Below are 26812 nucleotides of genomic sequence, written 5' to 3'. Positions count from 1 at the left end.
ATTAACCTGTCAATTGCAATCTCAAAGACCCGCATATTAGCTGCGGCTTACTGGTGAAAAGCGCTGGGTTCTTAATATGTATTGCTATCAATCTATTGTTTTACGCCCGCACTGTGGATATACCCATGGGCGGGCATTTGATTTGTCTGGACTATGCGCAACTGGATCCTACCTGAATATATTTCCGATGTACTCCCAATGGAGTCGCGTCAACTCGAAACTATGCGTCGCGCTATGCTCGATTTGTATGAGCGTTATGGCTACGAGCAAGTTGAACCCCCGCTAGTTGAGTACGTAGAGTCGCTCCTCACGCAAGACGACAGTGCTTTGGACTTAAAAACTTTTAAATTGGTCGATGAATTGACTGGCCGTCAAATGGGTTTGCGCGCAGACATTACGCCGCAAGTTGCTCGTATTGATGCGCACATCTTAAATCGCCAAGGTGTGACTCGCCTCAGCTATGCAGGGTCAGTAGTGACCACGCGTCCTGATGGTTTGCTGGCTAATCGTCAGCCACGCCAAATTGGCGCAGAAATTTATGGTTGCGCCGCCATTGGTGCAGATGTTGAAGCGATTGAATTGATGCTAGCGAGTTTAACGCTGGCAGGCGTAAAAGAGGTTCGATTAGAAATTGGCCATATTGGCTTATTTAACGCAATGGCCGATGCCGCTGGCTGGCAAGGTGAAATTCGTCAGTTGGCATTTAATGCGCTGCAACAAAAAGACATCGCCGCTCTGCAACAATTATCACAGGATTTACCTGCACCATTGCGTGATGGTTTATTGGCTTTGCCACTGGCTTATGGCGGTCACGAAGTATTAGAGCGCACCCGTGCTGTGTTGCCTGTGTTGCCTGCAGTGACTGAAGCTTTAGATGTGCTCAATGAATTAGAAGCTGCATTGATCACACGTGGCATCGAAGTTCGTTTTGATCTCGCTGAGTTGCCTGGTAGTTATTACCATACTGGTTTGGTTTTTAACGCCTACGCGACGGGTTTTGTTAGCGCAGTTGCACGCGGTGGTCGTTACGATCGCGTCGGTGAAAAATTCGGCCGCTCACGCCCTGCGACTGGTTTTAGTTTGGATTTGCGCTCACTTACGGCCATCCCATTCCCATCGCATCGCGCTGCTGTGTTAGCGCCGCAAGGCGATGACGCGGCTTTATTGAGTGCTATTCGTGCTTTGCGGGCTGATGGTGAAACCGTCATCGTTGATTTGGGCGTTGACGTCACCGAAGTGCATATCAATCGCTCATTGCAATTGATCAGTGGGCAGTGGCAAGTCGTACCATTGCAATAAGTTTAAGCAAAAGTTTGTTGCTGCGTTGTCTAGCTTTGTCGTACTTATAATGCACTACCTGCGGCATAAAGGCTTTGGCATAAAACTTTTGCATGAGATTTTTATTTTCAGTTAGCCGCTTAAAGGGCTGGCTGAATTTGTATTTTGAAGTTAAAGTTCGGGCGCATTTCGTTGCGGTAGCGACGATGGCCATTGTTTTGAATCGCATTGAGGTTTTAGAAATGAGCAAAAATGTCGTCGTAATCGGCACACAATGGGGTGACGAGGGTAAAGGTAAGATTGTTGACTGGCTAACGGATCACGCCCAAGGCGTTGTCCGTTTTCAAGGCGGTCACAATGCCGGTCATACCTTGTGGGTTGGCGGTAAAAAAACCGTATTACGTCTGATTCCGTCGGGTATTTTGCACACTGGCAAAGCCTGCTTTATCGGCAATGGCGTGGTGATTTCACCGACTGCCTTGCTACAAGAAATTGATGAATTGACTGCTGCTGGGATTGATGTGGCTAGCCGTTTGACGATTTCTGAAGCTTGTCCATTGATCTTGCCGTACCACATCGCAATTGATCAAGCGCGCGAAGCAGCGAAAGGCGAGAAAAAAATCGGTACAACTGGTCGTGGTATTGGCCCAGCTTACGAAGACAAAGTGGCGCGCCGCTCAATCCGTATTCAAGACTTGTACCATCCAGAGCGTTTTGCCGCTAAATTGCTGGAAAACCTCGACTGGTACAACTTTGCATTGAAGAACTACTTCAACGCACCAACACTCGATTTCCAAACCGTGTACGACGAAACCATGGCTTACGCTGAGCGTATTCGCCCAATGGTTGGCGATGTTTCGCGCACCTTGTACGACATGAACAAAGCCGGCGAGCCATTGCTGTTTGAAGGCGCGCAAGGTACTTTGCTCGACGTTGACCACGGTACTTACCCGTTCGTCACTTCAAGTAACTGCGTAGCGGGTGCAGCAGCACCGGGCGCAGGCGTTGCACCGCAAATGTTGCAATACGTACTCGGTATCGTGAAAGCCTACACCACACGTGTTGGTTCTGGCCCATTCCCAACTGAATTGTTCTGTGATGTTGGCGCTGGTTTAGCAAAACGTGGACATGAATTTGGTTCAGTAACGGGTCGTGCGCGTCGTTGCGGTTGGTTTGATGCGGCAGCATTGAAACGCTCAATCCAAATCAACGGTGTTTCTGGTCTATGCGTGACTAAACTCGACGTAATGGATAGCATCGAAACGATCAAGTTGTGCACTGGCTATATGCTGGATGGCAAAGCGATTGATATTTTGCCAATCGGTGCAGAAAACATCGCTAACTGCGAGCCAATCTACGAAGAAATGCCAGGTTGGTCTGAATCGACTTTCGGCGTGAAAAACTTCGACGAATTGCCGCTCAATGCACAAAATTACTTGAAACGCATCGCTGAAATCTGCGAAGCGCCGATTGCGATTGTGTCGACTGGTCCAGATCGCGATGAAACCATCGTGCTGCAACACCCATACAAAGACTAATCGTCTGTGTATATGAAAAAAACCGCTGTGTTGCAGCGGTTTTTTTTACGTCTGGAATTAATCCGGAACTTTGCTAAATCGCGCTTGCTCAACGCCATCAATCACGACATTTTCTATAAACATTTCATACGGCCGGACCCACAAATCACCTTCGCCATAAAGCGGCCGATACACGACCATCCATTCTGTCGTTTCACTGTGCCGTGCTAAGTCAATCACTTGGTAACGACTGCCTTTGTAATGCTGATATTCGCCAAGTGCGAGTGGTGGACGTGGTGTCATAGGTATTGCTCTCTATCATTTATTTATTAATGGCTGCAAGCGTATGCATGGCAAGATGCTCATATGAATGCTTGTTACTCACAGATTTTTCTTTAGTGATTCTTGACTGTAATTGTACAACAGATGCTTGTTGCGTTAATTTCAATCTCACCACCTATTGGGAATGTGATTTGTGGTGTTGTATGCCCAAAATCCAAATTGGCAATTACAGGGATTGTATTTAACTCTGGTTTTGAACGAATCAGTTTATAAAGCTGTTCGTGTGTGATTTGTGAAGCTTTTTGAAACCGACCAATTACAATACCTTTTACAGAGTTAAAAGATTTTAGGTGGATAATGGATTGTAAATTACGATCAAATTCACTGAGGGTTAGTCGTTCAAGCAGATTATCCTCTTCGAGGAACAAAATGACATTCTCTGGCTCAGGTAAATAGCTACTGCCTTGTAATAAATTGAAGGTACATAAGTTACCACCAATAACGGTTCCCGATGCTGTACCTGCGTTGATAACCTGATAGCCTGGATTAGGGCAAAATTCACGCTGATTTTGATCGATATACCATTCATCATCAGACCAATTTTTGGAGTTCACTATTGAGTAGTGCTCATTATTCATCAAACATTTTTTAAAATATTCGATCGTGTAATCGAGCCCTTGAGTCATTCCGAATGAAGAGAAATGAGGACCACTGTACGTAATTAGCTGTGTTTTTGCATATATGGTATTGCTTAAAGCTGTAATGTCAGAAAAGCCACATAATATTTTCGGATTGGATTTGATGATGTTGTAGTCAATTTTATTAAGTAATTGAATTGAGTTATGACCACCAATCGCAGTCAAAATTCCGTTCACAGTTTTGTCAGAAAAAGCGGCATGCAAATCTTCAATTCTGGCGGCAATCGAAGACGAGTTAAATTCATCAATTTGGCGGCAATTTTTTGAAAAGCAAACTTCTAAGCCCATTTCATTAAGTCTTGCAGTAGCTAACTCGATCACTTGCTGAGAAACGATGCTAAGGCTTCTTGATGGTGCGATTACACAGACTTTATCACCACGCTGTAATTTCTCACTTTTCACTTATTTCTCCGTGTCGGATTCCGAGTCACTATTTTCTGCGCCGCGTTGGCAGATAATATAGTCTGGGTATATGTATGTGGGCTAAATTGGTTAATGAGTTGAGTCATATACTCTCTTGACTGTGTGATGATTTAGCTTTATTAATTGTATCTAATCGTGTAGACAAAAAAACAGCCACCTTTGACTATATGGTGTAAAAACAGTACTATTCATCTGGAAGCCAGTTGAACTCTATAGTTTTGATTAGTAACTATACTAAAAAGCCTTGGATCACCCCAAGGCCTTTTTTATGCACAAAAATAGTTGATATAAAGTTCACATTATTGTGGATCAATTATTTCGGATACCAACTGCGGGTTCTTATCAATTTATCCTCCTGCTCTTTATCGGCCTCCGCCATACGCGCTTACGAATTTATCCACTGGAATTGGGTGGCGGGTAACGAAAGTAAAACTGACGCTTCGAGCGTAACTCTGAGCGGCAACACCTCGGCCTTAGCGGACAGTGAATACCTCTTTATCAATGAGCAAATTCAGTGAGCTAGCCATTCTCATAGCTTAGAAGCGTACGACCCCAGCTGTGCCCACCTTTAGGGCGTAATCCATCTACAAACATTGGCAGGTCCAAATATTGAAGATTTGGAATATTTCGTAGCCATTGTCGATATGTGTGATTGGCGAGTTGATGTAATGCTGTGACCTTATTCTCGATGTTATGCATTATTTCCATCTCGCTTTGTACCGATGATAAGTGCTGATACTTCAGCAATGATGCTTGATCCTCTGCGCACCATTGCCGAATACTGGCCGCAGTGACTTCCAAATGCGATTGCAAAGCCAAATGCGGGCCATACGCAAAGCCTTTATTCATGCAGTAATGACCAAACAGCATTCGTTTCGCGCCACGTGGAATTTCAAACGTATCAAAGTGCCAGTGAAATAAATTCAGCTCGCGCTTGGTGCCTAGCCAATACTGAGCCTCAGGAAAAGTCGTCGCCAGCACTTTCCCCCAACCAATTTGTGGCACGCTATTACGCCGCACTTTCGCACCCAACGCTCGCGCCAACATTTGTCCGCCAAAGCAATGCCCTAGAATTGGGCAATTTCTTTGCAGCGCATCTTGCAGCAAAGCATCTTCGCGCCGAATCCAGCTAAAGCCATCATTTGCACTGGCATTCGAACCCAAAATCACTAAACCAGAAAATTCAGCAGCACGACTCGGCGGAGTATCGCCAGCATCAACGGCAAAAATTCGATATGGGATTTCATGCAAATCTAGAAACGTTTGTAAATAGGCAGGACCTTGCGTGGCTTCATGGCGACAAATAGCGATGGGTTTGACGGTTGTGAGCATGGTGCTTTCCAAGTGTTGAACACCTACTCAGCTTAAAATCATCCATACAAAAACACTGTAAAGAGTTAGTGCTTCAGCATAACAATTTTATCAAAACACACTATTTCCGGCTCTACAATCTTTAATGTTCGACAGTACACAGCATTATTTCCGCCATCTAGGCATCATTTTTATACTTTCTTTATACCCGTCATGCCAATCTTTACAGTAACTTTAGACTGAAATTCTTACAGTAGCGCTCTAGGCTGCCCAATTGGTGCAGACGCTTTGGAGGACGTATGTTAGATGCTGGATATTTAGGCTTGGTCTTGCTGCTGGTCGTGGCCTTGCGCGGTTTATTGCAAGTCTGCGCCAAAACGGGAGGTCAATCATGAATTTAGTCGAATGGTTGGCGGCAATTTTTGCGGTCGCTTTGCTGGTCTACTTGTTTTATGCCTTATTTAAACCGGAGCGTTTTTAAATGATGAACGCAAATGCTGTATTACAAATCGGCCTGTATTTGGCGGTATTACTGACGCTGGCTTGGCCACTCAGCCACCTAATCACTCGCGTGATGGCAGGCAATATTCCTATTGGTTTGCAATTACTTCGCCCGCTTGAGCGTGGCTTTTATCGCCTTGCTGGGGTCAAACCCGAGTCTGAGCAAAAATGGCAGTCCTACGCACTGGGCCTACTGCTGTTTAATATTCTAGGCGTGCTCGCAGTATATTTATTGCAGCGTACACAAGGCGGCTTGCCACTAAATCCACAGGCGATGGCGGGTGTATCGGCCGATTCGGCGTTCAATACAGCGATTTCCTTTGTCACCAATACCAATTGGCAAGGCTACGCAGGCGAATCCACGATGAGCTATCTCACGCAGATGCTCGGCCTCGCGGTACAAAACTTCTTGTCCGCCGCCAGCGGTATCGCGGTCGCGATTGCCTTGATTCGCGGCTTCGCTCGCAAAAACGCATCCACCATCGGCAATATCTGGGCGGATTTAACTCGGATTACTTTATATATCCTCACGCCGATTGCGCTGGTGATTGCACTGCTTTTAGTCGGTCAAGGCGTGATCCAGAACTTTAAACCATACCAAGAAGTTCAAACGGTTGAAGCGGTAAGCTATCAACAAGCCAAACTCGATTCAGCGGGCAATGCAGTGAAAGATGCTGCGGGTGAAACTGTGATGGAAACGGTCACCAACCACAGTCAATTGCTGGCGATGGGCCCCGTGGCGTCGCAAGAAGCCATCAAAATGCTCGGTACGAATGGCGGTGGCTTCTTTAACGCCAACTCAGCACATCCATTTGAAAACCCAACGCCGTTGGCCAATTTATTACAAATGCTGGCGATCTTTTTGATTCCGGCTGCGCTCTGCTTCACCTTTGGCAGCATGGTGGGTGACAAGCGCCAAGGCTGGACGATTCTGGCTGCAATGACAATTCTGTTTGTAATTGCTTACGGCGTCTTGGTTAGTGCTGAATTGGTCGGCAATCCAGCGTTTAGCAAAATGGGCGTTGATTCGATTGCCAATCTCGAAGGTAAAGAAACGCGTTTTGGTATCGTCGCCTCAAGTTTGTTTGCAACGATCACTACAGCGGCATCGTGTGGTGCGGTTAACGCGATGCATGCTTCATTTACACCGATTGGCGGCATGGTACCAACGCTGTTGATGCAGCTCGGTGAAGTGGTGTTCGGCGGTGTGGGTTCAGGTCTGTACGGCATGTTGGTGTTTGCCATCTTGGCAGTGTTTATCGCCGGATTGATGGTCGGCCGTACGCCAGAATATCTAGGCAAAAAGATCGAATCGTTCGAAATGAAAATGACCGCTTTGGTGATTTTGGTTACGCCGCTATTAGTTTTGCTTGGCACTGCTTTGGCTGTCAGCACCACAGCAGGTCGCGCAGGGATTTTCAATCCGGGCGCGCATGGTTTTAGTGAAGTCTTGTACGCCTTATCCAGCGCCGCGAACAACAACGGCTCTGCATTTGCCGGATTGTCAGCCAACACGCCGTTTTATAACACGCTGCTGGGTATCGCGATGTGGTTTGGCCGCTTCGGCATCATCATTCCAGTGCTAGCGATGGCTGGCGCGCTCGCCGCCAAACCACGCCTACCTGTCAACGCTGGAACTTTACCGACACATGGGCCTTTGTTCGTCACGCTCTTGGTCGGCGCGGTGTTACTGGTCGGCATGTTGAACTACATCCCCGCTTTGGCGCTAGGGCCGATTGTTGAGCAGTTGCAGATGGTGACTTTGAAATAATCGGCTTACTGCCTACGGCGAGGCGTCGCTTGGCCACTTGTGGCTTAGCAAAGCCCGCACCCTCAGGGTGAGCATGTTTTGGAGCCGTAATCCGCGGCTCCGCATTGATGTTTTCTGATAATTGCTACAAATCAATGGGTATTGGCTCAAAGCAAATTGAAATCAAAGCCTACAAATAAATACCTGCAATATACTTGCGATTAAGGATAGAAATATGACTACGCTTTCATTACTTGACTCTGCGCTGGTGAAGCCAGCGATCTGGGCTGCGGTGACTAAATTATCGCCGCGTGTGCAATGGCGAAATCCGGTGATGTTTGTCGTCTACATCGGCGCAATTCTGACCACTTTATTGTTCGGCCAAGCACTATTTGGCCAAGGCGAAGCCCCGACTGGGTTTATCGCGGCAATTAGTATTTGGCTGTGGTTTACCTTGCTGTTTGCCAATTTTGCCGAAGCGCTGGCCGAAGGCCGCAGCAAAGCGCAAGCAGCCAGCCTACGTAATACCAAGAAAAACGTCATGGCGTGGAAACTCAAATCCGCCTCGCATACAGCGCCCAAAGAAATCACTGACAGCGCCAGTTTGCGTAAAGGCGATTTTATTTTGATCAAAGCCGGTGAAGTGATTCCAGCCGATGGCGAAGTCGTTGAAGGTGTCGCATCGGTGGATGAGTCAGCGATTACCGGCGAATCTGCACCAGTGATCCGCGAAGGCGGTGGTGATTTTTCTGCGGTGACTGGCGGAACTCGCGTGCTGTCTGATTGGATCGTTGCCCGTGTTACTGCCAATCCAGGCGAAGCGTTTTTAGATCGAATGATTGCGATGGTCGAAGGTGCAAAACGCCAAAAAACGCCGAATGAAATCGCCTTAACGATTTTATTGGTTGCGCTGACTATCGTGTTTTTGATTGTGACGGTGACATTGCTGCCGTTTTCACAATTTAGCGTTTTAGCGAGCGGTAGCGGTTCTCCGGTGAGTTTGACCGTATTGATCGCACTATTGGTCTGCTTGATTCCAACGACGATTGGTGGCTTATTGTCTGCGATTGGCGTGGCTGGGATGAGCCGGATGCTGGGTGCGAATGTCATCGCAACCTCTGGCCGCGCAGTTGAAGCGGCGGGTGACGTTGATGTGTTGCTGCTAGATAAAACCGGCACGATTACGCTGGGCAATCGCCAAGCGGTGAAATTCATTCCCGCGCCAGGCGTAACTGAGCAACAACTCGCCGATGCGGCGCAGTTTGCATCGCTGGCAGATGAAACGCCCGAAGGCCGCAGCGTGGTCGTGCTTGCCAAGCAATTATTTAACTTGCGCGAACGCACACTAGAAAGCCACGAAGTTGAGTTCATTGCTTTCACTGCACAAACGCGAATGAGCGGCGTGAATTTTGATCAACGCGAGATTCGCAAAGGCGCGGTCGATTCAATCCGTCGTTATGTAAATGAAGCAGGCGCAACCTTCCCAGAAGCGGTTGGCAAGGCAGCCGATGAAGTCGCTCGCCGTGGCGCAACGCCGCTGCTCGTTTGCGAAAACCATAAAGTGCTGGGCGTCATTGAACTGAAAGACATCGTCAAAGGCGGCATCAAAGAGCGCTTTGCCGAGCTGCGCGAGATGGGGATCAAAACCATTATGATCACCGGCGACAATCCACTAACCGCCGCCGCGATTGCCGCCGAAGCGGGTGTCGATGACTTTCTCGCTGAAGCGACACCGGAAGCCAAACTCGCGCTGATTCGCCAACATCAAGGCGAAGGCAAGCTGGTTGCGATGACCGGCGACGGTACCAACGACGCGCCAGCACTGGCACAAGCCGATGTCGCGGTCGCGATGAATAGCGGCACGCAAGCAGCCAAAGAAGCCGGCAATATGGTCGATCTGGATTCAAATCCAACCAAGTTGATCGAGATCGTCGAGATCGGCAAACAAATGCTGATGACGCGCGGCTCGCTAACGACATTCTCTGTAGCGAATGATGTGGCGAAATACTTCGCGATTATTCCTGCTGCATTTGCTCTGACCTATCCGCAACTCAATGCGCTGAACGTGATGGGGCTCAATTCACCTTCGTCAGCGATTTTGTCAGCAGTAATTTTCAACGCGATCATCATTGTTTTCCTGATTCCGTTGGCACTCAAAGGCGTGAGCTACAAAGCCCAAAGCGCTGCGCAATTGCTGAGAAATAATATGCTGGTGTATGGCTTAGGCGGGCTAATTGTACCGTTTGCTGGGATCAAATTAATTGATGTATTGCTCGGTGTATTCGGTCTTGTATAGCCCACAGCTAAATACAGTAGATATTTAATTAAAGGATCAAATCATGTTGCAACAACTCCGTCCCGCTCTCGTTATTTTTACAGCACTCACACTCATCACGGGCGTTGCTTATCCTCTGGCAGTAACAGGCATTGCCAAAGTATTTTTCCCGCAGCAAGCGGCAGGTAGCTTGATTGAACAAAACGGCAAAGTAGTCGGCTCTAGCTTAATCGGCCAATCGTTTAGCGACACGAAGTATTTCTGGTCGCGCCCATCGGCAACAGGGCCGATGGCATATAACGGCTCGGCCTCATCAGGATCGAACCTTGGGCCAACTAATCCGGTCTTGTTGAAGGCCGTTTCAGATCGAGTTGCTGCCATGAAAGCAGCACATCCAGCGCAGAGTAATCCTGTACCACTCGATTTAGTCACCACATCAGCGAGTGGTTTAGATCCACATATCAGCCCAGCTGCAGCAAGCTATCAGCTGGAACGTGTTGCCAATGCGCGTAAACTATCGCCAACGCAAGTTGCGCAATTGGTTAGCGAACATACCGCTGGTAAACAATGGGGTATTTTGGGCGAACCCGTAGTCAATGTGCTGGAGCTGAATCTAGCCTTAGATCGTTTACCTGCAGCAAAGTAATCAATGATTTGAGTTTTAATGAACATTAACCATGAATAAAACCCAGCCATGAACGAAACGCTAAGACCTGATCCTGATGCTTTGATTGCGCAGCTGCAGCGCGAGGAAGAAAAATCCCAAAGAGGAAGACTAAAAGTCTTTTTTGGCGCTTGCGCTGGCGTAGGTAAAACCTATGCCATGCTGGCGGCGGCGCATGCGCGGATTCGTGAAGGCGTTGAAGTCGTGGTTGGGGTGGTCGAAACGCATGGCCGCAGCGAAACGCAGGCGCAACTCAATGGCTTAGAAATATTACCCGCCAAGCAAATTGAATATCGTGGCCGACACTTAGGCGAGTTCGATTTAGATCAAGCCCTTCTACGCAAGCCTGCACTGATTTTGATCGATGAATTCGCGCATTCCAATGTGGCAGGCAGCCGCCACACCAAGCGCTGGCAAGACGTTGAAGAATTACTTGCAGCGGGAATTGATGTTTATACGACGCTCAACGTGCAGCATTTGGAAAGCCTCAACGATATCGTTAGTCAAATTACCGGCATTATCGTTCGTGAAACTGTGCCTGATCATATGTTTGATTTGGCCGATGAAGTTACGCTGGTAGATTTGCCGCCCGAGGAGCTACTCAGCCGTTTGGCGGCGGGGAAGGTTTATCTAGGCGAGCAGGCCAATCGCGCCGCGCAACATTTTTTCCGCAAAGGTAATTTGCTCGCCTTGCGTGAATTGGCACTACGTCGCACGGCTGATCGTGTTGACGCACAAATGCGAGAATACCGCGCAGACCAATCGATTCAGCCAGTTTGGCAAGCGCGTGAGCGTTTACTCGTTTGCGTTGGACCTGGATCGGATAGCGAAAAACTGATTCGCAGCGCCTCACGTTTGGCAGTGAATTTACACGCTGATTGGCTAGCGATATACGTTGAAACGCCGGCCTTGCAACGACAAAGCAAGCTACAGCGCGAACGCATTTTGGCCAATTTGCGTTTGGCGCAGGAGTTGGGCGCGGAGACATCGGTCTTAGCAGGAGCTGATTTACCACAGACTTTGCTGGCTTATGCGCGCAGCCGTAATGTCTCTAAATTGGTCGTCGGCAAATCGCAGCGTGGGCGTGTGTCGCGCTTATGGCGCATTCCGCTATCCGAGCAATTGGCGCAGCGGGCACAGGATGTCGATGTCTATGTGGTTGCCCATGAATTTAGCCAAGAGGATACGCCCAAGCCCAAAGTCCCTCATTTGCTATTTAACGCTGCCGATCAAGGCACTCCATGGCGCGGCTATGGGATTGCAATGGCCGCGTGTACGCTGACGACGCTACTAGCTGCTGCATTACTGAATGTGTTTGATCTGGCCAATGTCGTTATCGTATTTTTGCTAACCGTCGTGTTGGTCGCGATGCGTTACGGACGCGGACCGGGCGTGCTGGCGTCCTTTCTGAGTGTGCTTTCCTTTGACTTCTTTTTCGTTCATCCCAAGCTTTCGCTGACGGTCGCAGACACGCAGTATCTGTTTACGTTTCTGCTGATGCTGAGCGTGGCGCTGATTATCAGCCAACTTGCTTCGAGTTTGAGATTCGAAGCGCAGGTTGCTACTTATCGTGAGCGTCGCACCCGCGCACTGTACGAATTAGGTCGCGAATTAGCTGGCGCGTTGACGGCAGCAAGTGTCGTTGAAATGAGCGTACTTCGTTTAGCCGAATTATTTGATGCGCAATTACTAATTTTATTGCCCGATGCACACGATCAATTGCAGCCCGCTGGCGAAATGGCCGAGTTTGATATTGGTTTGGCGCAATGGGTCTTTGATAAAAATGAAATGGCAGGCCGTGGTACGCATACTTTACCCGCTTCCAAGGCACTGTATTTACCCTTAAAAGCACCGATGCGTTTGCGCGGTGTGATGGCGCTGATTCCAGCGGATGATGCATTGATCGCCAGCCCCGAGCAGCAACGGCTTTTAGAGACGTGCGCTAGCCAAATCGCACTCTCGTTAGAGCGCGTGCATTACGTGGAAGTGGCGCAAGATGCGATTGTGGCGATGGAAAGCGAGCGACTTAGAAATAGCGTGCTCTCCACTGTTTCACACGATTTACGCACACCGCTGACCAGTTTAATCGGAATGATTAGCCTACTGCGTTCAGGCAAACTCATCGAGGCTGATCAGCAGTCTGCCCTGCAAACTCTCAATCACGAAGCGCAGCGCATGCATCGGCTAGTGATTAATTTGCTAGATATGGCCAAGCTGCAATCGGGTGTGACGCTGCATCGTGAATGGCAGGTGTTGGAAGAGGTTATCGGTAGTACCGTGCGCGAATGTGCACCCGACTTGCTCGCGCATCATGTGCGTGTTGATTTGCCTAGTAATTTGCCCTTACTCGAATATGATGCGGTGTTGATCGAGCGCGTGTTGGTCAATTTACTCGGGAATGCCGCGAAATACACGCCTGCGGGCAGTGAAATCATTATTAGTGCCCAAATTGATGATCAACAGGTGACGGTCTTGGTCAGCGATAATGGCCCTGGTTTACCTGCGGGAGCAGCAGCGCGATTGTTTGAAAAATTTACGCGCGGCGTTAACGAATCAGCAACGCCAGGTGTAGGGCTAGGTCTGGCTATTTGTCGCTCGATTATTACTGCGCATGGTGGACAAATTCAGGCTAGGAATTTAAGCCCCAACGGCGCAGAATTTAGTTTCACGCTCCCACGCGGTACGCCGCCCATTCTGCAACAAGAGACCGAATGAACGAAATCCCTACAACACTGGTTCTGATCGAAGATGATGCTCCGATTCGCCGTTTTTTGAAAACCACGCTGGAGCACGCCGGTATACTGGTTTTTGAAGCGGAAACCGGCCAGCGTGGTTTGATGGCGGTAGCTAGTCGCAAGCCAGATTTAGTTATTCTAGATTTAGGTTTACCCGATATCGATGGTATTGAAGTGATTCGCCAATTACGCGACTGGAGCGATTTACCGATTTTAGTCTTGTCAGCCAGAGAGCAAGAAGACATCAAAGTCACTGCACTCGATGCCGGTGCTGATGATTACCTCACCAAGCCGTTTGGCGTTGACGAATGCTTGGCACGAATTCGCGTCCTGCTGCGCCGCCATGCTGGCAACAGTGCACGCAATGAGCAAGCGTTTAGTTTTGGCGATGTGCGTGTAGATTTAGTGCAGCGGCAAGTTGTTAAAGGCGAACAAGCAATTCACCTCACGCCAATAGAATATCGCCTGCTCACCACCTTGATTCGTCACTCGGGCAAAGTGATGACGCAGCGCGAAATACTGCGTGAAGTCTGGGGCCCTAATCACAGTGAATCAAGTCAGTATTTGCGCGTGTATATGGGCCATTTACGACAAAAATTAGAAGAAGATCCTGCGCTACCTAAGTTTTTAATTACAGAAACAGGAGTGGGGTACCGGTTAGTTATATGACTAACAATGATTTTGAATAGGATCTTCAACGAAGTCTCAAGACAATAAAAGGTCTTCAAATCTACTACATTGCAAATGTTTAAAATATGTCCGCATTGGCCGAGGTGTTGATACCGAAGCCGTGAAAATGAAAGGTCGCAATCCATCTGGTAGCTGCCTTCATTATTTTGAATTTGCGACAGTACTGTTCTGCTAAACCGGACTTTACTGTTGCATGTGAAGACGGATTTTTTCATGCTTTGGAGCTCATATTTTCAACTCCCATCAGCTGATATTGTTGCAATTTACTAAGTCCTGAGTTGTATAGCTGCATGTGTTATATCAGCAGTGTTTACCCCCGATAAAACTCTGTTACACCATCATCAATGCACTTCACTGGTCACTAATCTTCCTAGCATCTCACTGCGATTTCTTACGGATAGCATCAACAATAAGAAAGCAATACAATGGAAAATTCCCGCGTGATGATCTAAGCTTCTCTGCGTGTCTGTATAAAAAGTGGAACACCAATGCCACCTAGGAAAACAACCAATTTATCATTTGAGCGGGTAGCTAAACGATCGCTGCACACGCAGCATAGAGCCAACCAGTTGCTACTGGTAGCGCATCAACATCAAGATAATGCTAAGTTTCGCAAAGTGGTTAACAAAGCTTGTACCCTTGCTTCCGAATGGCTGAGCTTGTATGAATCACTGGAACAACATCAAACATCCCTCAACAGTTCACAGCATGATATTGATGCACATAATGATGAAATCACTATACTTGAACAGCGTATAACTGCTCTTGCAGCGATCGTACAGAAGCGAGAAGAAGAGCTGCAGAAGCTAAAACGCAATCGCCAGCAGTTAATCCTTGAGTTAGACACCTTGTGGCTTTCAACTTCGGCATCGGGATGCAAACAACACTACTCATTGAATCAAGCCTAATGTTTGCTAAAAAATTATTCAAACCATACAAACCTCAGATGCTCCGAGTGGCAGAAAAACATTAAGTAGCGGCCTTAGTTATTTGGGATGATATCTCATGCTGTTCGGCTAAGCTGTCACTCAAACAAGCTATGGTTTGCATGTTCTCCTTGATGTTTAGTACCGTTATTTTTCAATTTTAAGTTAATGTTGCAACAAACCTAGTCATACTTGTTGATTCACAGAATCTCCATTCTGTGCCGGTCAAAACATCGCACACACTAATTATTTGCATTGTAACAGCGAAGAAAGGCGTGCAATCGCTTCTCGTACCGTATCACTTGGGCATCCAAAATTAATTCGCAGCCAGCCTGGAAAGCCAAAATCACGCCCGTCTGACAGGCCCACCCCGAGCGACTCAAACGCGGGGAGTGGATTCACCGGATCGATACTACATGCGTCGATCCAAGCCAGATAAGTTGCCTGCGGAAAAGTAATCCGCAATGGACTCCCCGCAAAAGCATCTGCTAATAGCTGCCGATTCGTGCGCAAGACTTCTATCAAGCTTTGATGCCACTGGCCATCGTCACGATAAGCGGCTTCCGCGCCGATATAGCCCAAAGCATTAACAGAAGGCACCAAACCAGCCATTTCACGTCGAAATCGTGCGCGAAGCGCTGGATCAGGAATCACGGCAAATGCACAACCCAGTCCAGGAATATTCCACGTCTTCGACGGCGCAAGCAACGTAATCGTACGCGCCGAAAAATCCGGATCAAGCGTAGCAAATGGTGTATGTACCAAGCCTTCATCGAGCAATAAATCACAATGTATCTCGTCAGAACACACAATTAGATTATGCTGGCGCGCAATACTCAGCAATTGATCCAATTCAGCTCGATTCCAAACTCGCCCAACAGGATTGTGCGGATGACAAAGTAATAGCAGTCGCGTGCGTGGTGTTATGGCGGCTTCTAATGCAGCAAAATCCCAAATCCACACCCCATCCTCGCGCTCCATTAAAGGAACAGCAATCAATTCTCGATCAGACAATCCCGGTGCACGTAAAAATGGCGGATAAATTGGCGTCGCCGTTACTACGGCATCACCCGATTCACCGACTGCGCGGCAGGCCAAATTTAAGCCTTGCACGAGGCCGGGTAGCCAAACGATCCAATCGGCATCAATCTGCCAATTGTAATGTGCCTCCGCATAACTTTGCACCGCGTCAAATAAGCTAGCTGGTGGATTGGTGTAGCCCAATACACCATGCGCAATGCGCGCTTGTAGCGCTGCGATGACTGAGGGTGGTGCGGGGAAATCCATATCAGCCACCCACATTGGCAAGATATCTTGATTTTTGTATTTATCCCACTTCATGCTATCGGTTGCACGCCGATCGATTGTTTTCGTAAAACTCATTGTCCAACTCCATCTGTTTCGAGTGCTTGCGCCAAATCTGCAATCAAATCAGTAACGTCTTCAATCCCCACGGCAAGACGCAATAACGTATCGCTAACGCCCAACTGAGCACGCACTTCAGCGCTTAAATTGGCGTGAGTTTGAATCGCAGGCACCGTAATCAGGCTTTCTACGCCACCCAAGCTTTCGGCGTAAGAGATTAATTTCAAGCGTGAAATCACGCGTTTTACTGTTGCTAAAGAGTCCACCTCAAACGACACAATCGCACCAAAACCCGATGAAAATTGCTGAATGCGTTGATGATTTTCATCATGGGCTAAGCCCGGATAGAATACTTGCCGAACTTCCGTACGCGTTTGCAGAAATTCAGCAATGCGTTGCGAATTTTGCTGCTGCGCATTCAAGCGCAGCGCTAATGTTTTCATGCCTCGGATAGTGAGCCATGCATCTTGTGCACCCAGCGTTGCGCCAATAGCATTTTGTAAATAGCCCACTCGCTCGGCTAAGGCGACGTCTTTGACCGCGACCAAACCTGCAATGGTGTCATTGTGGCCAGCAATAAATTTCGATGCCGAGTGCAAGACAATATCGGCACCCTGCTCTAGTGGCCGAAACCAATACGGGGTGAGAAACGTGTTATCGACCAATAGTAATAAATTGTGCTCAATTTTAAGTGCCAGCAGCGCAGCGTAGTCTGGCACCCACAGGCATGGATTGGAAACAGACTCAATCAGAATGGCCTGCGTTTTGGGGGTAATTGCCGCACGGTAAGCCGCAACATCCAGCACCGGCACATACGTCACCGTAATGCCAAAGCGAGCAAAGATTTGATCGAGCAATCGATAGGTGCCACCATAACAGCCTTCAGCGACAACCAAATGATCACCACTGCTAAACAAACTCAGCACGGTCGAGAGCGCGGCCAAGCCGCTGGCAAAAGCAAACCCTGCGTGCGCGCCTTCAAGTTGAGCAATCGCGTCTTCAAGCGCTTTGCGGGTTGGATTACTGGAGCGGCTGTAATCAAAGCCCGTACTTTCGCCAATGGCGGGATGCGCAAACGTCGCTGTTTGATAAATTGGCGTACTAATCGCCCCCGTTTGCGGGTCGGTTTGCAGCCCAGCATGGGCTAAAATCGTTGCGATATGCATTGCTCGCTCCAAGTGTAATTAGTAAGTCAAACGGCAGAAACATCAAATGTCAGCGCTGTATACCTTAGTTTCTCGTGGTACTAAATATACGGTTTCGGCGACTTGCCAGCCGCCTTCCAGTTGGCGTTCGCGCGTTAGTTCAACTTCAACCACATCATGCGCCGTTGCACCTGTTTCAACTTCGACTTCTAATCGAACTGTAGCGCCCAATAGTCGAATGTGGGTGATCGTGCCACTCACTGCGCCAGCAACCGCAATACGACTGAGGTCGATTTCATGTGGGCGCACATAAACGACAGCAGCTTCGTCTTGTGGACTAGCAAATTTCCCGCTGCCGACTTTGGCCCAGCTATCGTGAACCCGTGAATGGAATAAATTCACATCGCCTAAAAATTGATACACAAAGGGCGTTGCAGGTGTGTCGTAGACTTCTGTTGGCGTACCGATTTGCTCGATTTGACCTTGATTCATCACCACCACACGATCAGCGACTTCGAGTGCTTCTTCTTGATCGTGCGTTACAAAAACGGAGGTCACATGAATCTCATCGTGCAAGCGGCGCAACCAGCGGCGCAACTCTTTGCGCACCTTGGTATCGAGTGCGCCAAATGGTTCATCCAGCAGCAAGACTTTCGGTTCAACTGCAAGCGCACGGGCTAATGCAATCCGTTGGCGTTGACCACCCGAGAGTTGCGCTGGATAGCGATCAGCCAACCAATCCAGTTGCACCAGTTGCAATAAATCATGCACTTTACGTTTGATTTCAGCATCCGAAGGCCGTGTTGATTTTGGGCGAACACGCAAACCAAAGGCGACGTTCTCAAATACCGTCATGTGGCGAAAAAGGGCATAGTGCTGAAACACAAAGCCCACTTGGCGTTCACGCACATGCGTATCGGTAGTATCTTCGCCGTGAAATAAAATTTGCCCTGAATCGGGTGTTTCCAAGCCGGCAATCACGCGTAGCAAAGACGTTTTTCCGCAACCCGATGGGCCAAGCAATGCAATTAATTCACCCGACTCAACATTCAAACTTAAATCATTCAGTGCTTTAAAGTCGCCAAATGTTTTGACGATATTGCGAATTTCGATACTCATGGTTTATTCCTCATTAGCCTGTTTTTTGTCTGCAATGGCTTGCTGTTCAGTACGCCATTCGATGTAGCTCTTCAGTGCTAAGGTCAGTAGCGCCAGCAAGGCCAAAATCGATGCGACGGCAAAAGCGCCGACAAAGTTGTATTCGTTGTACAAAATCTCAACATGCAGCGGAATCGTATTGGTCATGCCGCGGATGTGTCCCGAAACGACGGAGACCGCACCAAACTCACCCATCGCGCGCGCATTGGACAAAATCACGCCATAGAGCAAACCCCATTTAATATTGGGTAAAGTCACATGCCAAAAGGTTTGCCAGCCGGTTGCACCCAGCACTAATGCGGCTTGTTCTTCATCGGTGCCTTGCGCTTCCATCAACGGAATGAGTTCACGCGCTACAAAGGGGAACGTGACAAACACCGTCGCCAATACAATGCCAGGAACCGCAAAAATGATTTTGATATCGTGCTCAGCCAGCCAGCTACCCCACCAACCGTGCGCGCCGAAGAGCAGTACAAAGACCAGACCTGCGACAACCGGTGAAACGGCAAAGGGCAAATCAATCAAAGTGATTAAAATGCTTTTCCCTCGGAAATTAAACTTAGCAATCGCCCAAGCGGCTGCGACACCAAACACTAAATTGAGTGGCAAAGAAATGGCGGCCACAATTAAAGTGAGTTTGATGGCGGATAGCGCATCGCTTTCAGTCAAAGCGGCTTGGTAGAGGCCCCAACCTTGGCGTAGCGCTTCATAAAATACTGAGAACAAGGGGATAATCAGTAAAATAGTAATCAGCAACAATGCCAGCGAAATTAAGCTGTAGCGTATCCATGGTGCTTCTGTCGTGACGACGCGCTGTTGTGTTGTTGTGGCCATTATTTTGTTCTCCCTAGGCGTTTCGCCATCCACCATTGCAGACCATTAATCAACAGCAACAAGCCAAATGACACGACCAACATCACGACGGCAATCGCCGTTGCGCCCATGTAATCGTATTGTTCGAGCTTAGAAATAATCATCAGCGGTGTGATTTCAGATTTGAATGGCATATTGCCGGCAATAAAAATCACCGAGCCAAATTCGCCAATCGCGCGTGCAAACGCCAAGGTAAAGCCTGTTAGTAATGCAGGGAAAATCGTTGGGAAGATCACTTTAGTGAACACTTGCCAACGCGTTGCACCCAGACTCGATGCGGCTTCTTCGAGTTCTTTTTCTAAGTCTTCGAGTACGGGTTGCACGGTACGTACGACAAAGGGAAGCGTAATAAAAGTCAGCGCTAAAACAATCCCCAATGGAGTAAATGCCACCTTGATACCAATTCGTTCTAGTGGTTCGCCTAGCACACCATTTGGTGCATATAAGGTGGCGAGTGCAATACCTGCGACCGCAGTGGGTAATGCAAAAGGAAGATCTACTAAGGCATCAATAAAACGTTTACCTGGAAAACGATAACGCACTAAAACCCATGCAATGAGCAGCCCCACAAATAAATTGATGGTGGCGGCAATCAATGAAGCACCAAATGTCACGCGATAGGAAGCCATCACGCGTGGCTCGGTCACAATCGACCAAAAAGTCGCCCAATCCAGCCCCATTGTTTTGGTAAACAGTGCCGTTAAGGGCAGCAGTACAATCAATGATAAGTACAGTACGCTATAACCGAGCGATAAATTAAAGCCGGGTAGCACACTGCTTTGTTTAAATTTCATGCTCTTTCCTTTTGCAGCAAACTCAACCAGTGCAAGCTATTTTTATGGTATATCGCCGTAGTCTTTGATAAATAATGACTACGGCGATATACGTATTATTTAATGACGGCACTTCAATGACGTCAACGTTACTTTTTCTTGGCAATTTCAGCGGCGATTTGGTCGTAGATTGCACCATCATCAAAGAATTTTTTCTGTGCAGCGGGCAATCCACCGAATAGATCAACCCCGAACAATTTAACTGCAGGGAATTGTTTGGCATATTTGGCTGTAACTGCGGCATTGCGCGGGCGTAGATAATTTTGTGCCGCGATTTCTTGACCTTCTGGGCTCCACAAGTAGCGCAAATATTCAGTAGCAGGTACACGAGTGCCACGTTTATCAACGACTTTATCCACGACTGCGACTGGTAAATCAGCATCGATAGAGATGGATGGGTATACGACTTCAAAATTGCCACGGCCAAACTCGCGCGCAATCATTTCTGCTTCATTCTCGAACGTCACCAGCACATCACCGATTTGACGCTGCATAAAGGTCGTAGTGGCTGCACGGCCACCCGCATCAAGCACCGGTACATTGGCAAAAATAGCACTGGTCAATTCACGCGCTTTGGCCTCGTTGCCGCCATTTTGTTTCAAGGCCGCGCCCCATGCGGCGAGGAAAGTGTAGCGGCCATTACCACTGGTTTTTGGGTTTGGTACCACAACAGCCACGCCTGGCTTGGTCAAATCATTCCAATCTTTGATGCCCTTTGGATTGCCTTTACGCACAATCAATACTTGCAAGCTAGAGAATGGCGCAGCCTCATTCGGGAACTTCTTTTCCCAGCCTGGATTGATTTGTTTGCCTTTTTCGACAATTGCATCGATGTCGGTCGACATATTCATCGTCACCACATCCGCCTCAAGTCCATCAATGACAGAGCGGGCCTGTTTGCTTGATCCGCCGTGTGACTGCTGAATCGTGATGTTATCTTTATTGGCGTAATACTTTTTGAATGCAGGATTGTAGTCTTTATAAAAATCACGCATGACGTCATACGACACGTTCAAAATGGTCGTATCGGCTACAGCCAAAGTGGCTAAGCTGCTGAGCGTAAGGGCGAGTGTCAACTGGCGAATTGAGAACATGTGATTTTTCCAATTTAGTGAGAATGGAATCGAGTGTAACAATGTACAGATAGGCCAACAAAGACTAAATATTGATTTCTTTATAACTAATTACGCTATACCTAAGCTAAAAGCGAAGTAAGAAAATCCATAGCACATAGGCAACAGGTAAAAAAATAGCGCCTGCTAACAAAGCGCTACCTTTTGGAGTTAAGTCGCAAAATTGAGTCGGTTTACTTTTTCAAATTTGCATTGATGATCTGATCAAATACACCACCATCACTGAAGTGTGTTTTTTGTGCTTTAGCCCATCCACCGAAGACGTCATCGATGTCAAATAGCTGTATTTTTGGGAATTGTTTCGCATATTTCGCAGCGATCTCTTTATCGAATGGTCGATAGTAGTTTTGGGCGATGATTTCTTGGCCTTCTTTTGAATACAAGTAATTCAGGTATTCAGTCGCTACTTTACGCGTACCCTTTTTATCAACATTCTTATCAACAACGGCCACTGGTGGCTCGGCTTTAATTGAGTAAGCTGGTGCAACCACTTCGAATTTATCGCGACCTACTTCGCGGAATACCAATTCAGCTTCGTTTTCCCATGTAACCAAGACATCACCAATCCCACGTTGGGTAAACGTAACAGTCGAGCCACGTGCGCCGGTATCTAGTACGGGAACATTTTTAAATACCTTTTGCACAAAATCGCGTGCTTTTTCATCTGAACCGTAGGTTTTCTTCGCCCAACCCCATGCTGCTAGGTAATTCCAGCGTGCGCCGCCTGAAGTCTTAGGGTTTGGTGTAATGACTTGCACATCAGGGCGAATTAGATCATTCCAATCTTTGATGCCTTTTGGATTGCCTTTTTTCACCAAGAATAAAATCGTTGAGGTATAGGGTGACGAATTGTCAGGGAATTGCTTTTGCCAATCAGGTTTCAGTTGCTTGGCTTGCTCAGTAGCGAGTACATCGATGTCATAAGCCAGCGCCAAGGTTACTACATCAGCTTCAAGGCCATCGAGAACCGAACGAGCTTGTTTACCAGAGCCACCGTGGGATTGTTTGATGGTGACATCATCGCCAGTTTTCTTTTTGTAGTAACTACTAAAGGCCTTGTTGTAGTCCTGATAAAGTTCGCGTGTCGGATCATAAGAAACATTTAGGATTTCAACATTAGCAGCAAAAGCGCTACCACTGAAGATTGAGAGTGCAAGTACGAGGGAGAGTGGTTTTAGTAACATTTCATCGTTTCCTGTGAGTTAGTTCGACGATGATTACATGATTTGCATATTCCTTTAAATACTTATAAATTCAAAATAAATTCCTCACGGGAATATAGAGTTAAGGGCTCAGCCTGTCATGGCGATTCACCTAGTGATGCTGATGCTACATGGGAATATGAAGAAAGATGCTGTGTGCTGACATAAAAACAGACTTGTTTCGTCTGCTTTGGCCGAGGAGCTGAAAATTGCGTAAAACCTCTGAGCGTCTGCAATCGGTGGTACTGCAGCCGTTCAGTTGCGCCAAAATCGTACAGACTGAAAGGCCTTTGTTGGCCTGGGCTGGCTGTGTAAAAACACTGAAAAATGGCGTGGTCTCATAAAATTCCCCACCAAGAACGGGCATTTATTTTAAGCTATCGGGCCATTGCGTGATACGACGTTTCTAACGGTTACCCCCAGTCACTTGTTGTGTTTCCCTGATAATGATCATCCAACGATTTTCTTGATTCCCGAGACAAAACCAACTTTGAAGATTGGTCTACTTTTATTATTTAAAACTCTACCATGCTCATCTTGAGTCCAGCCTTCATCTTGTAATAACGTATTGCTAATGGCGTGGCGAAGAGCTTCTTTTTCTGAGTCAGAGAGATCAGCTGATGCTGGTAAAATCTGAATGGGCTGATTTATTTCTGAAGTAGGTTCTGTAGGTCGAAAATCAATAACTATTCCAGCGTTCGCTTTGAGCAAATTAACTTCACGCTTAAGTTTGCTATTTTCAGCCAGCACGGCTCCCATTATTGCACGTACAGGCAGATTATCGATTTTATCCAAAATAGTGTTGATTGGATGTTCCTTACTCTTGCGTGGCTTGCGTGTTTGGCCCTCAGTATTTTCAGCCCAGGCCTTAATTAAACTCTTGAAATCGAGGCCAGTTTTATTGTGGATGGTCGATGCAACTGGGCCTCCTTGCTTTTGTGCAAGACGTGATATTGTCGCAACCGAAAAATCTTTATTACCTAGCGTATACTGCTCACGGCAGACCGTATGGATAATATCAAGATTCTTTTTCTTTCGAGGCGTTGCCGAAACTTTAAGTTTTTCTAGAAGCTCATCAGGGTGCATAGTGGTCAGCCCTTATACTGCTAAAAGCGTGTTCCGACTGCGGGCATTATCAATTATTTGTTGGGTTGACGTACCTGCGACTACTTCAGCTATCGCATCCCAGGTTTCATCAACCAAACCTAATTCTCGCAAAAGGTGATCACCTTCCGCATACTCAAGCGCCCCCTGAAGTGAGCCTGTTCGTGCTTGAAATAATTGCATCACAGCATTCCCTGCAGCTAATTGTTGCTTAGCATTTAACCGAAAAAAAACTGGTGCCATATTGTTGTACTCCAACATAATATCCAGCAATTGGCTCCTGCGTAATACGGGTTTCCTTGCGTCCACCTCAGGGTAAATGACCGCATTTTCACATAGCACTTCTAACTGCCAAAGCTCCGATTTAGCCTCGATTAAAGCATACTCAAGGTCTTGCAATTCACCGACTGCGACCAGCTGGACACCCTGTGAGTCTTTCTGTTTGAATCGCACCGGGTTTCGCGGCGGCTCCAATTCTTGAGAGAATGGCGCTATGAAGAAATCAACTCACTTTTCCCCCGAAGTCCGCGAACGGGCTGTTCGCATGGTCATTGAGCACCTTGCCGAATATCCATCTGAATGGGCAACCCTCGTTTCAATTGCCAGCAAAATAGGCTGCACGCCAGAAACGCTGCGCACATGGTGCCGTCGGCAAGGTGGCGATACCGTTCAAGCCAACAAAAATTCAGCAGAGAACGAACGCATTAAAGCGCTAGAACGCGAAGTGCGCGAACTTAAAAAAGCCAACGAAATTCTGCGACTGGCCAGCGCGTATTTCGCACAGGCGGAGCTCGACCGCCGCTTGAAATCGTAAGAGGATTCATCGATACCCACCGTGAGCAGCACGGGGTCGAGCCGATCTGCAAGCTATTACAGGTCGCCCCGTCAGCCTATCGACGTTACGCCGCTCGGCTGCGCAATCCAGCTTTGCGTTGTCAGCGTACCATTCGTGATGAGCAACTGAGCGGTGAAATTGAGCGTGTCTGGCAATTGAATCATCAGGTGTACGGTGCGGTAAAAGTATGGCGGCAGCTCAAGCGAGATGGACATACTGTGGCGCGCTGTACCGTTGAACGCTTGATGCGAAGCCTCGGTTTACGCGGCGTATCGCGTGGCAAAGCGGTGCGAACGACACGTCCCGATCCTGCCGTTGCTTGCCCCCGCGATCATGTAAATCGTCAATTCGTAGCCGAACGACCGAATCAACTCTGGGTGTCGGATTTTACCTACGTGTCGACTTGGCAAGGCTTTGTCTATGTAGCTTTTGTGATCGATGTTTTTGCTCGTTATATCGTGGGCTGGCGAGTGAGCCGCAACATGCAAACCGAGTTTGTGCTGGATGCGTTGGAGCAAGCCCTTTGGGCGCGACAGCCAGAGCGTGAGGCGTTGATTCATCACAGCGACCGTGGTTCGCAATATGTTTCGATTCGCTACACCGAACGATTGACTGAAGCTGGCATCGAGCCATCAGTGGGTACAACTGGCGATAGTTACGACAATGCATTAGCGGAGACGATTAACGGACTCTACAAAACAGAAGTGATTCACCGTTTGGGACCTTGGAAAAGTCTAGAATCTGTGGAGCTAGCGACATTGGAATGGGTTTCGTGGTTCAATCACCATCGTTTGCTTGGGTCGATTGGCCACATTCCACCCGCGGAAGCAGAGGCAAACTATTATCGTAATCAAAGCGAGCAGGCCGTGTTGGTCTGACTCAAACCAAACAGCCTCCGCGAAACTCGGTGCGATTCAATGGCATAAGGCAGTCCTTCAAGTGTCACGAATGCAAATGGGTGTTGGCTTCCCAAATGGGCGCGCTGCGCCATGTACAGCATCCAGAGCTTCATAAAAAGCTCACCCGACCAAGCAGGGAACCAGTTGACCTCCATGCAATATGCGGTACTATCTAAGGTATTATTTTTCCATCCTGCATGGAGTTGGTCAGTCGCCGAGTATTCATTACGGGGCAATATTCCATATTTCCCCCGCAAGTAACTGTCACGATTGCATCGTTTTGGTTGACCTTTTGCATCAAGCCAGTCAGGTGGCGCGGCACCAAAATTTGGATGGTAAATACGAACTCTTGCCCGAGCCGGATTCAAGGGGTCAGGTACCACATCTTGCACAAAAAGATGGAACGGTTCAGACATGCGCAATCCGCCATAGTGCATCAGCAACGTAATCAATATGTCGCGTAGATTTAGCCGCTCCTCTAGACGAGGGCTCTTCTGCCTTCTTGGGACGATAAAGCCTTTAAATAGCAATGAATGAATATGCTCTTCTGGGAAAAACTTGACTGGATCTCTATCGATAATCGGCGTTCTTTTTAGGATGACGTTACGGGCGCGAGACATGTCGAGTGATGCTTTTTCATAGCTCCAGGTGTGGGACATAAATGCCCGATCTTTTTTCTGATGCCACGCAGCCCAAGCTAATATTTCTTCCCATCGAGTGGCCTTGCGCCATGGGTTTAGTGGCTGCGTGCCTTGACGATCCGATAGCCAATCTGAAAACTCAGAAAGTTGACCAATAAGCTGCCTTACAAGAGGAGGATTTTTACCTAGCCAATACAGCCCACTGGAATCGAGTCCATCTGTATTCACAGTTCCAGAACTAAGCCTCTGAGCAAAGCCTGCAAATAGATCTTTGGGATTGTCATAACAGTCTCGGTTTGCCACTGTGTAATCAAGCAAAAGACCAACTGCCTGTGTTAGTTTCACCATCCAAATCTGGCTACGATCTTGGGCGCGCTCTAGAAAGTAATCAATCAAAAGTAGCACAGGACCATGCTCAGTTAAAATTACTGGTATGTTGATTTCTATGCCTGTGTTATCACGAAAGACCTTGGCATTTACAGTGACGTGCTCCATGTTCGCCTCCTAGTCTAGAAGTCGTTGCTGAATTGGTGCTGCGCTAATCAACTCTTTGCAAATTGGCTTTGTTTTGCAA

23 protein-coding genes and 1 other annotated feature are annotated in these 26812 nt (G+C 47.8%); of the genes, 10 read left to right on the top strand and 13 right to left on the bottom strand.

Annotated elements, in window-relative coordinates; genetic code table 11:
- Positions 1-153: 153 nt before the first annotated feature.
- Both K4H28_RS08580 and K4H28_RS08575 read left to right on the top strand, forming a co-directional pair.
- On the top strand, positions 154-1299 hold the full coding sequence (locus K4H28_RS08580; protein ID WP_221004812.1) for an ATP phosphoribosyltransferase regulatory subunit: 1146 nt from the start codon (positions 154-156) through the stop codon (positions 1297-1299).
- A gap of 221 nt (positions 1300-1520) precedes the next feature.
- Positions 1521-2816 carry an adenylosuccinate synthase gene (locus K4H28_RS08575; RefSeq protein WP_221008002.1) on the top strand — a complete coding sequence of 432 codons (1296 nt, stop codon included), beginning with the start codon at positions 1521-1523 and terminating at the stop codon, positions 2814-2816.
- Between the two features lie 57 nt (positions 2817-2873).
- Here the strand turns inward: K4H28_RS08575 and K4H28_RS08570 are convergent, their stop codons facing one another.
- The 3 genes from K4H28_RS08570 to K4H28_RS08560 form a co-directional block, all read right to left on the bottom strand.
- On the bottom strand, positions 2874-3098 hold the full coding sequence (locus tag K4H28_RS08570) for a DUF1653 domain-containing protein (RefSeq protein WP_221004811.1): 225 nt from the start codon (positions 3096-3098) through the stop codon (positions 2874-2876).
- Positions 3099-3190: 92 nt separating this feature from the next.
- Complete coding sequence (locus tag K4H28_RS08565) at positions 3191-4177, bottom strand: S66 family peptidase (protein ID WP_221004810.1); 987 nt, start codon at positions 4175-4177, stop codon at positions 3191-3193.
- A gap of 540 nt (positions 4178-4717) precedes the next feature.
- Positions 4718-5530, bottom strand: a complete 813-nt coding sequence (locus K4H28_RS08560) for a type 1 glutamine amidotransferase (RefSeq protein ID WP_221004809.1) — start codon at positions 5528-5530, stop codon at positions 4718-4720.
- 370 nt (positions 5531-5900) lie between these two features.
- On the opposite strand from K4H28_RS08560, the gene kdpF reads away from it, so the two are divergent.
- The 7 genes from kdpF (at position 5901) to K4H28_RS08525 (ending at position 15032) form a co-directional block, all read left to right on the top strand.
- The gene (gene kdpF, locus K4H28_RS08555) at positions 5901-5990 is read left to right on the top strand and encodes a K(+)-transporting ATPase subunit F (protein WP_084282523.1); all 90 of its coding nucleotides are present in this window, start codon (positions 5901-5903) and stop codon (positions 5988-5990) included.
- A complete protein-coding gene (gene kdpA, locus K4H28_RS08550; RefSeq protein WP_444542504.1) occupies positions 5991-7781 on the top strand; it encodes a potassium-transporting ATPase subunit KdpA in 1791 nt (596 codons plus the stop codon).
- A gap of 214 nt (positions 7782-7995) precedes the next feature.
- Positions 7996-10056, top strand: coding sequence for a potassium-transporting ATPase subunit KdpB (gene kdpB, locus K4H28_RS08545; protein WP_221004808.1), 2061 nt, complete (start codon positions 7996-7998; stop codon positions 10054-10056).
- Positions 10057-10099: 43 nt separating this feature from the next.
- On the top strand, positions 10100-10681 hold the full coding sequence (gene kdpC / locus K4H28_RS08540) for a potassium-transporting ATPase subunit KdpC (RefSeq protein WP_221004807.1): 582 nt from the start codon (positions 10100-10102) through the stop codon (positions 10679-10681).
- 48 nt (positions 10682-10729) lie between these two features.
- Positions 10730-13414, top strand: a complete 2685-nt coding sequence (locus K4H28_RS08535; RefSeq protein WP_221004806.1) for a DUF4118 domain-containing protein — start codon at positions 10730-10732, stop codon at positions 13412-13414.
- Entirely contained in the window at positions 13411-14103 is a 693-nt protein-coding gene (gene kdpE / locus K4H28_RS08530; protein WP_221004805.1) for a two-component system response regulator KdpE, read from the top strand. The genes K4H28_RS08535 and kdpE overlap by 4 nt, the downstream gene beginning before the upstream one ends.
- A gap of 509 nt (positions 14104-14612) precedes the next feature.
- Positions 14613-15032 (top strand): hypothetical protein, encoded by a 420-nt coding sequence (locus K4H28_RS08525; protein WP_221004804.1) that lies wholly within the window; start codon positions 14613-14615, stop codon positions 15030-15032.
- A 264-nt stretch (positions 15033-15296) separates the two neighbouring features.
- Here the strand turns inward: K4H28_RS08525 and K4H28_RS08520 are convergent, their stop codons facing one another.
- From K4H28_RS08520 to K4H28_RS08480, 9 genes are all read right to left on the bottom strand, one after another.
- The gene (locus K4H28_RS08520; protein WP_221004803.1) at positions 15297-16433 is read right to left on the bottom strand and encodes a MalY/PatB family protein; all 1137 of its coding nucleotides are present in this window, start codon (positions 16431-16433) and stop codon (positions 15297-15299) included.
- A complete protein-coding gene (locus tag K4H28_RS08515) occupies positions 16430-17581 on the bottom strand; it encodes a trans-sulfuration enzyme family protein (RefSeq protein WP_221004802.1) in 1152 nt (383 codons plus the stop codon). Before K4H28_RS08515 ends, K4H28_RS08520 begins: the two co-directional genes overlap by 4 nt.
- Positions 17582-17623: 42 nt before the next feature.
- Positions 17624-18679 carry a sulfate/molybdate ABC transporter ATP-binding protein gene (locus K4H28_RS08510; RefSeq protein WP_221004801.1) on the bottom strand — a complete coding sequence of 352 codons (1056 nt, stop codon included), beginning with the start codon at positions 18677-18679 and terminating at the stop codon, positions 17624-17626.
- Positions 18680-18682: 3 nt separating this feature from the next.
- On the bottom strand, positions 18683-19552 hold the full coding sequence (cysW, locus tag K4H28_RS08505) for a sulfate ABC transporter permease subunit CysW (RefSeq protein WP_221004800.1): 870 nt from the start codon (positions 19550-19552) through the stop codon (positions 18683-18685).
- Positions 19552-20385 (bottom strand): sulfate ABC transporter permease subunit CysT, encoded by an 834-nt coding sequence (gene cysT / locus K4H28_RS08500; protein WP_221004799.1) that lies wholly within the window; start codon positions 20383-20385, stop codon positions 19552-19554. The genes cysW and cysT overlap by 1 nt, the downstream gene beginning before the upstream one ends.
- Before the next feature lie 128 nt (positions 20386-20513).
- Positions 20514-21518 (bottom strand): sulfate ABC transporter substrate-binding protein, encoded by a 1005-nt coding sequence (locus tag K4H28_RS08495; RefSeq protein WP_221004798.1) that lies wholly within the window; start codon positions 21516-21518, stop codon positions 20514-20516.
- Between the two features lie 212 nt (positions 21519-21730).
- Entirely contained in the window at positions 21731-22741 is a 1011-nt protein-coding gene (locus K4H28_RS08490; RefSeq protein ID WP_221004797.1) for a sulfate ABC transporter substrate-binding protein, read from the bottom strand.
- A gap of 468 nt (positions 22742-23209) precedes the next feature.
- A complete protein-coding gene (gmtX, locus tag K4H28_RS08485) occupies positions 23210-23845 on the bottom strand; it encodes a gamma-mobile-trio protein GmtX (protein WP_221004796.1) in 636 nt (211 codons plus the stop codon).
- A 12-nt stretch (positions 23846-23857) separates the two neighbouring features.
- Positions 23858-24316 (bottom strand): hypothetical protein, encoded by a 459-nt coding sequence (locus tag K4H28_RS08480; protein WP_221004795.1) that lies wholly within the window; start codon positions 24314-24316, stop codon positions 23858-23860.
- 40 nt (positions 24317-24356) lie between these two features.
- Between K4H28_RS08480 and K4H28_RS08475 the strand changes: the two genes are divergently transcribed.
- Positions 24357-25576 (top strand): IS3 family transposase gene (locus tag K4H28_RS08475; protein WP_221004794.1). Its coding sequence is split into 2 segments (ribosomal slippage): positions 24357-24636 and positions 24636-25576, totalling 1221 coding nucleotides; the frame shifts between segments, so codons are not numbered across the junction.
- Positions 24632-24748, top strand: a sequence feature (AL1L pseudoknot). It overlaps the preceding gene by 117 nt.
- Here K4H28_RS08475 and gmtY read toward each other — a convergent pair.
- Positions 25549-26733 carry a gamma-mobile-trio recombinase GmtY gene (gene gmtY, locus K4H28_RS08470; protein WP_221004793.1) on the bottom strand — a complete coding sequence of 395 codons (1185 nt, stop codon included), beginning with the start codon at positions 26731-26733 and terminating at the stop codon, positions 25549-25551. The two genes, K4H28_RS08475 and gmtY, sit on opposite strands and share 28 nt — an antisense overlap.
- Between the last annotated feature and the right edge of the window lie 79 nt (positions 26734-26812).

It is taken from the genome of Deefgea tanakiae (assembly GCF_019665765.1).
In the GTDB taxonomy this organism is placed as follows: Bacteria; Pseudomonadota; Gammaproteobacteria; order Burkholderiales; family Chitinibacteraceae; genus Deefgea; species Deefgea tanakiae.
Note: the sequence above shows the minus strand (reverse complement) of the source record. Positions and strands in the feature narration are given on the sequence as shown.

Bases quoted from the DNA above. Each gene is read 5' to 3' on its own strand.
- kdpF (WP_084282523.1), top strand. From the start codon at position 5,901: ATGAATTTAGTCGAATGGTTGGCGGCAATTTTTGCGGTCGCTTTGCTG.
- K4H28_RS08520 (WP_221004803.1), bottom strand. From the start codon at position 16,433: ATGAGTTTTACGAAAACAATCGATCGGCGTGCAACCGATAGCATGAAG.
- K4H28_RS08490 (WP_221004797.1), bottom strand. From the start codon at position 22,741: ATGTTACTAAAACCACTCTCCCTCGTACTTGCACTCTCAATCTTCAGT.
- kdpA (WP_444542504.1), top strand. From the start codon at position 5,991: ATGATGAACGCAAATGCTGTATTACAAATCGGCCTGTATTTGGCGGTA.
- cysW (WP_221004800.1), bottom strand. From the start codon at position 19,552: ATGGCCACAACAACACAACAGCGCGTCGTCACGACAGAAGCACCATGG.
- cysT (WP_221004799.1), bottom strand. From the start codon at position 20,385: ATGAAATTTAAACAAAGCAGTGTGCTACCCGGCTTTAATTTATCGCTC.
- gmtX (WP_221004796.1), bottom strand. From the start codon at position 23,845: ATGCACCCTGATGAGCTTCTAGAAAAACTTAAAGTTTCGGCAACGCCT.
- K4H28_RS08580 (WP_221004812.1), top strand. From the start codon at position 154: ATGCGCAACTGGATCCTACCTGAATATATTTCCGATGTACTCCCAATG.
- K4H28_RS08515 (WP_221004802.1), bottom strand. From the start codon at position 17,581: ATGCATATCGCAACGATTTTAGCCCATGCTGGGCTGCAAACCGACCCG.
- K4H28_RS08525 (WP_221004804.1), top strand. From the start codon at position 14,613: ATGCCACCTAGGAAAACAACCAATTTATCATTTGAGCGGGTAGCTAAA.
- K4H28_RS08495 (WP_221004798.1), bottom strand. From the start codon at position 21,518: ATGTTCTCAATTCGCCAGTTGACACTCGCCCTTACGCTCAGCAGCTTA.
- K4H28_RS08510 (WP_221004801.1), bottom strand. From the start codon at position 18,679: ATGAGTATCGAAATTCGCAATATCGTCAAAACATTTGGCGACTTTAAA.
- K4H28_RS08575 (WP_221008002.1), top strand. From the start codon at position 1,521: ATGAGCAAAAATGTCGTCGTAATCGGCACACAATGGGGTGACGAGGGT.
- kdpE (WP_221004805.1), top strand. From the start codon at position 13,411: ATGAACGAAATCCCTACAACACTGGTTCTGATCGAAGATGATGCTCCG.
- K4H28_RS08560 (WP_221004809.1), bottom strand. From the start codon at position 5,530: ATGCTCACAACCGTCAAACCCATCGCTATTTGTCGCCATGAAGCCACG.
- K4H28_RS08570 (WP_221004811.1), bottom strand. From the start codon at position 3,098: ATGACACCACGTCCACCACTCGCACTTGGCGAATATCAGCATTACAAA.
- kdpB (WP_221004808.1), top strand. From the start codon at position 7,996: ATGACTACGCTTTCATTACTTGACTCTGCGCTGGTGAAGCCAGCGATC.
- K4H28_RS08535 (WP_221004806.1), top strand. From the start codon at position 10,730: ATGAACGAAACGCTAAGACCTGATCCTGATGCTTTGATTGCGCAGCTG.
- kdpC (WP_221004807.1), top strand. From the start codon at position 10,100: ATGTTGCAACAACTCCGTCCCGCTCTCGTTATTTTTACAGCACTCACA.
- gmtY (WP_221004793.1), bottom strand. From the start codon at position 26,733: ATGGAGCACGTCACTGTAAATGCCAAGGTCTTTCGTGATAACACAGGC.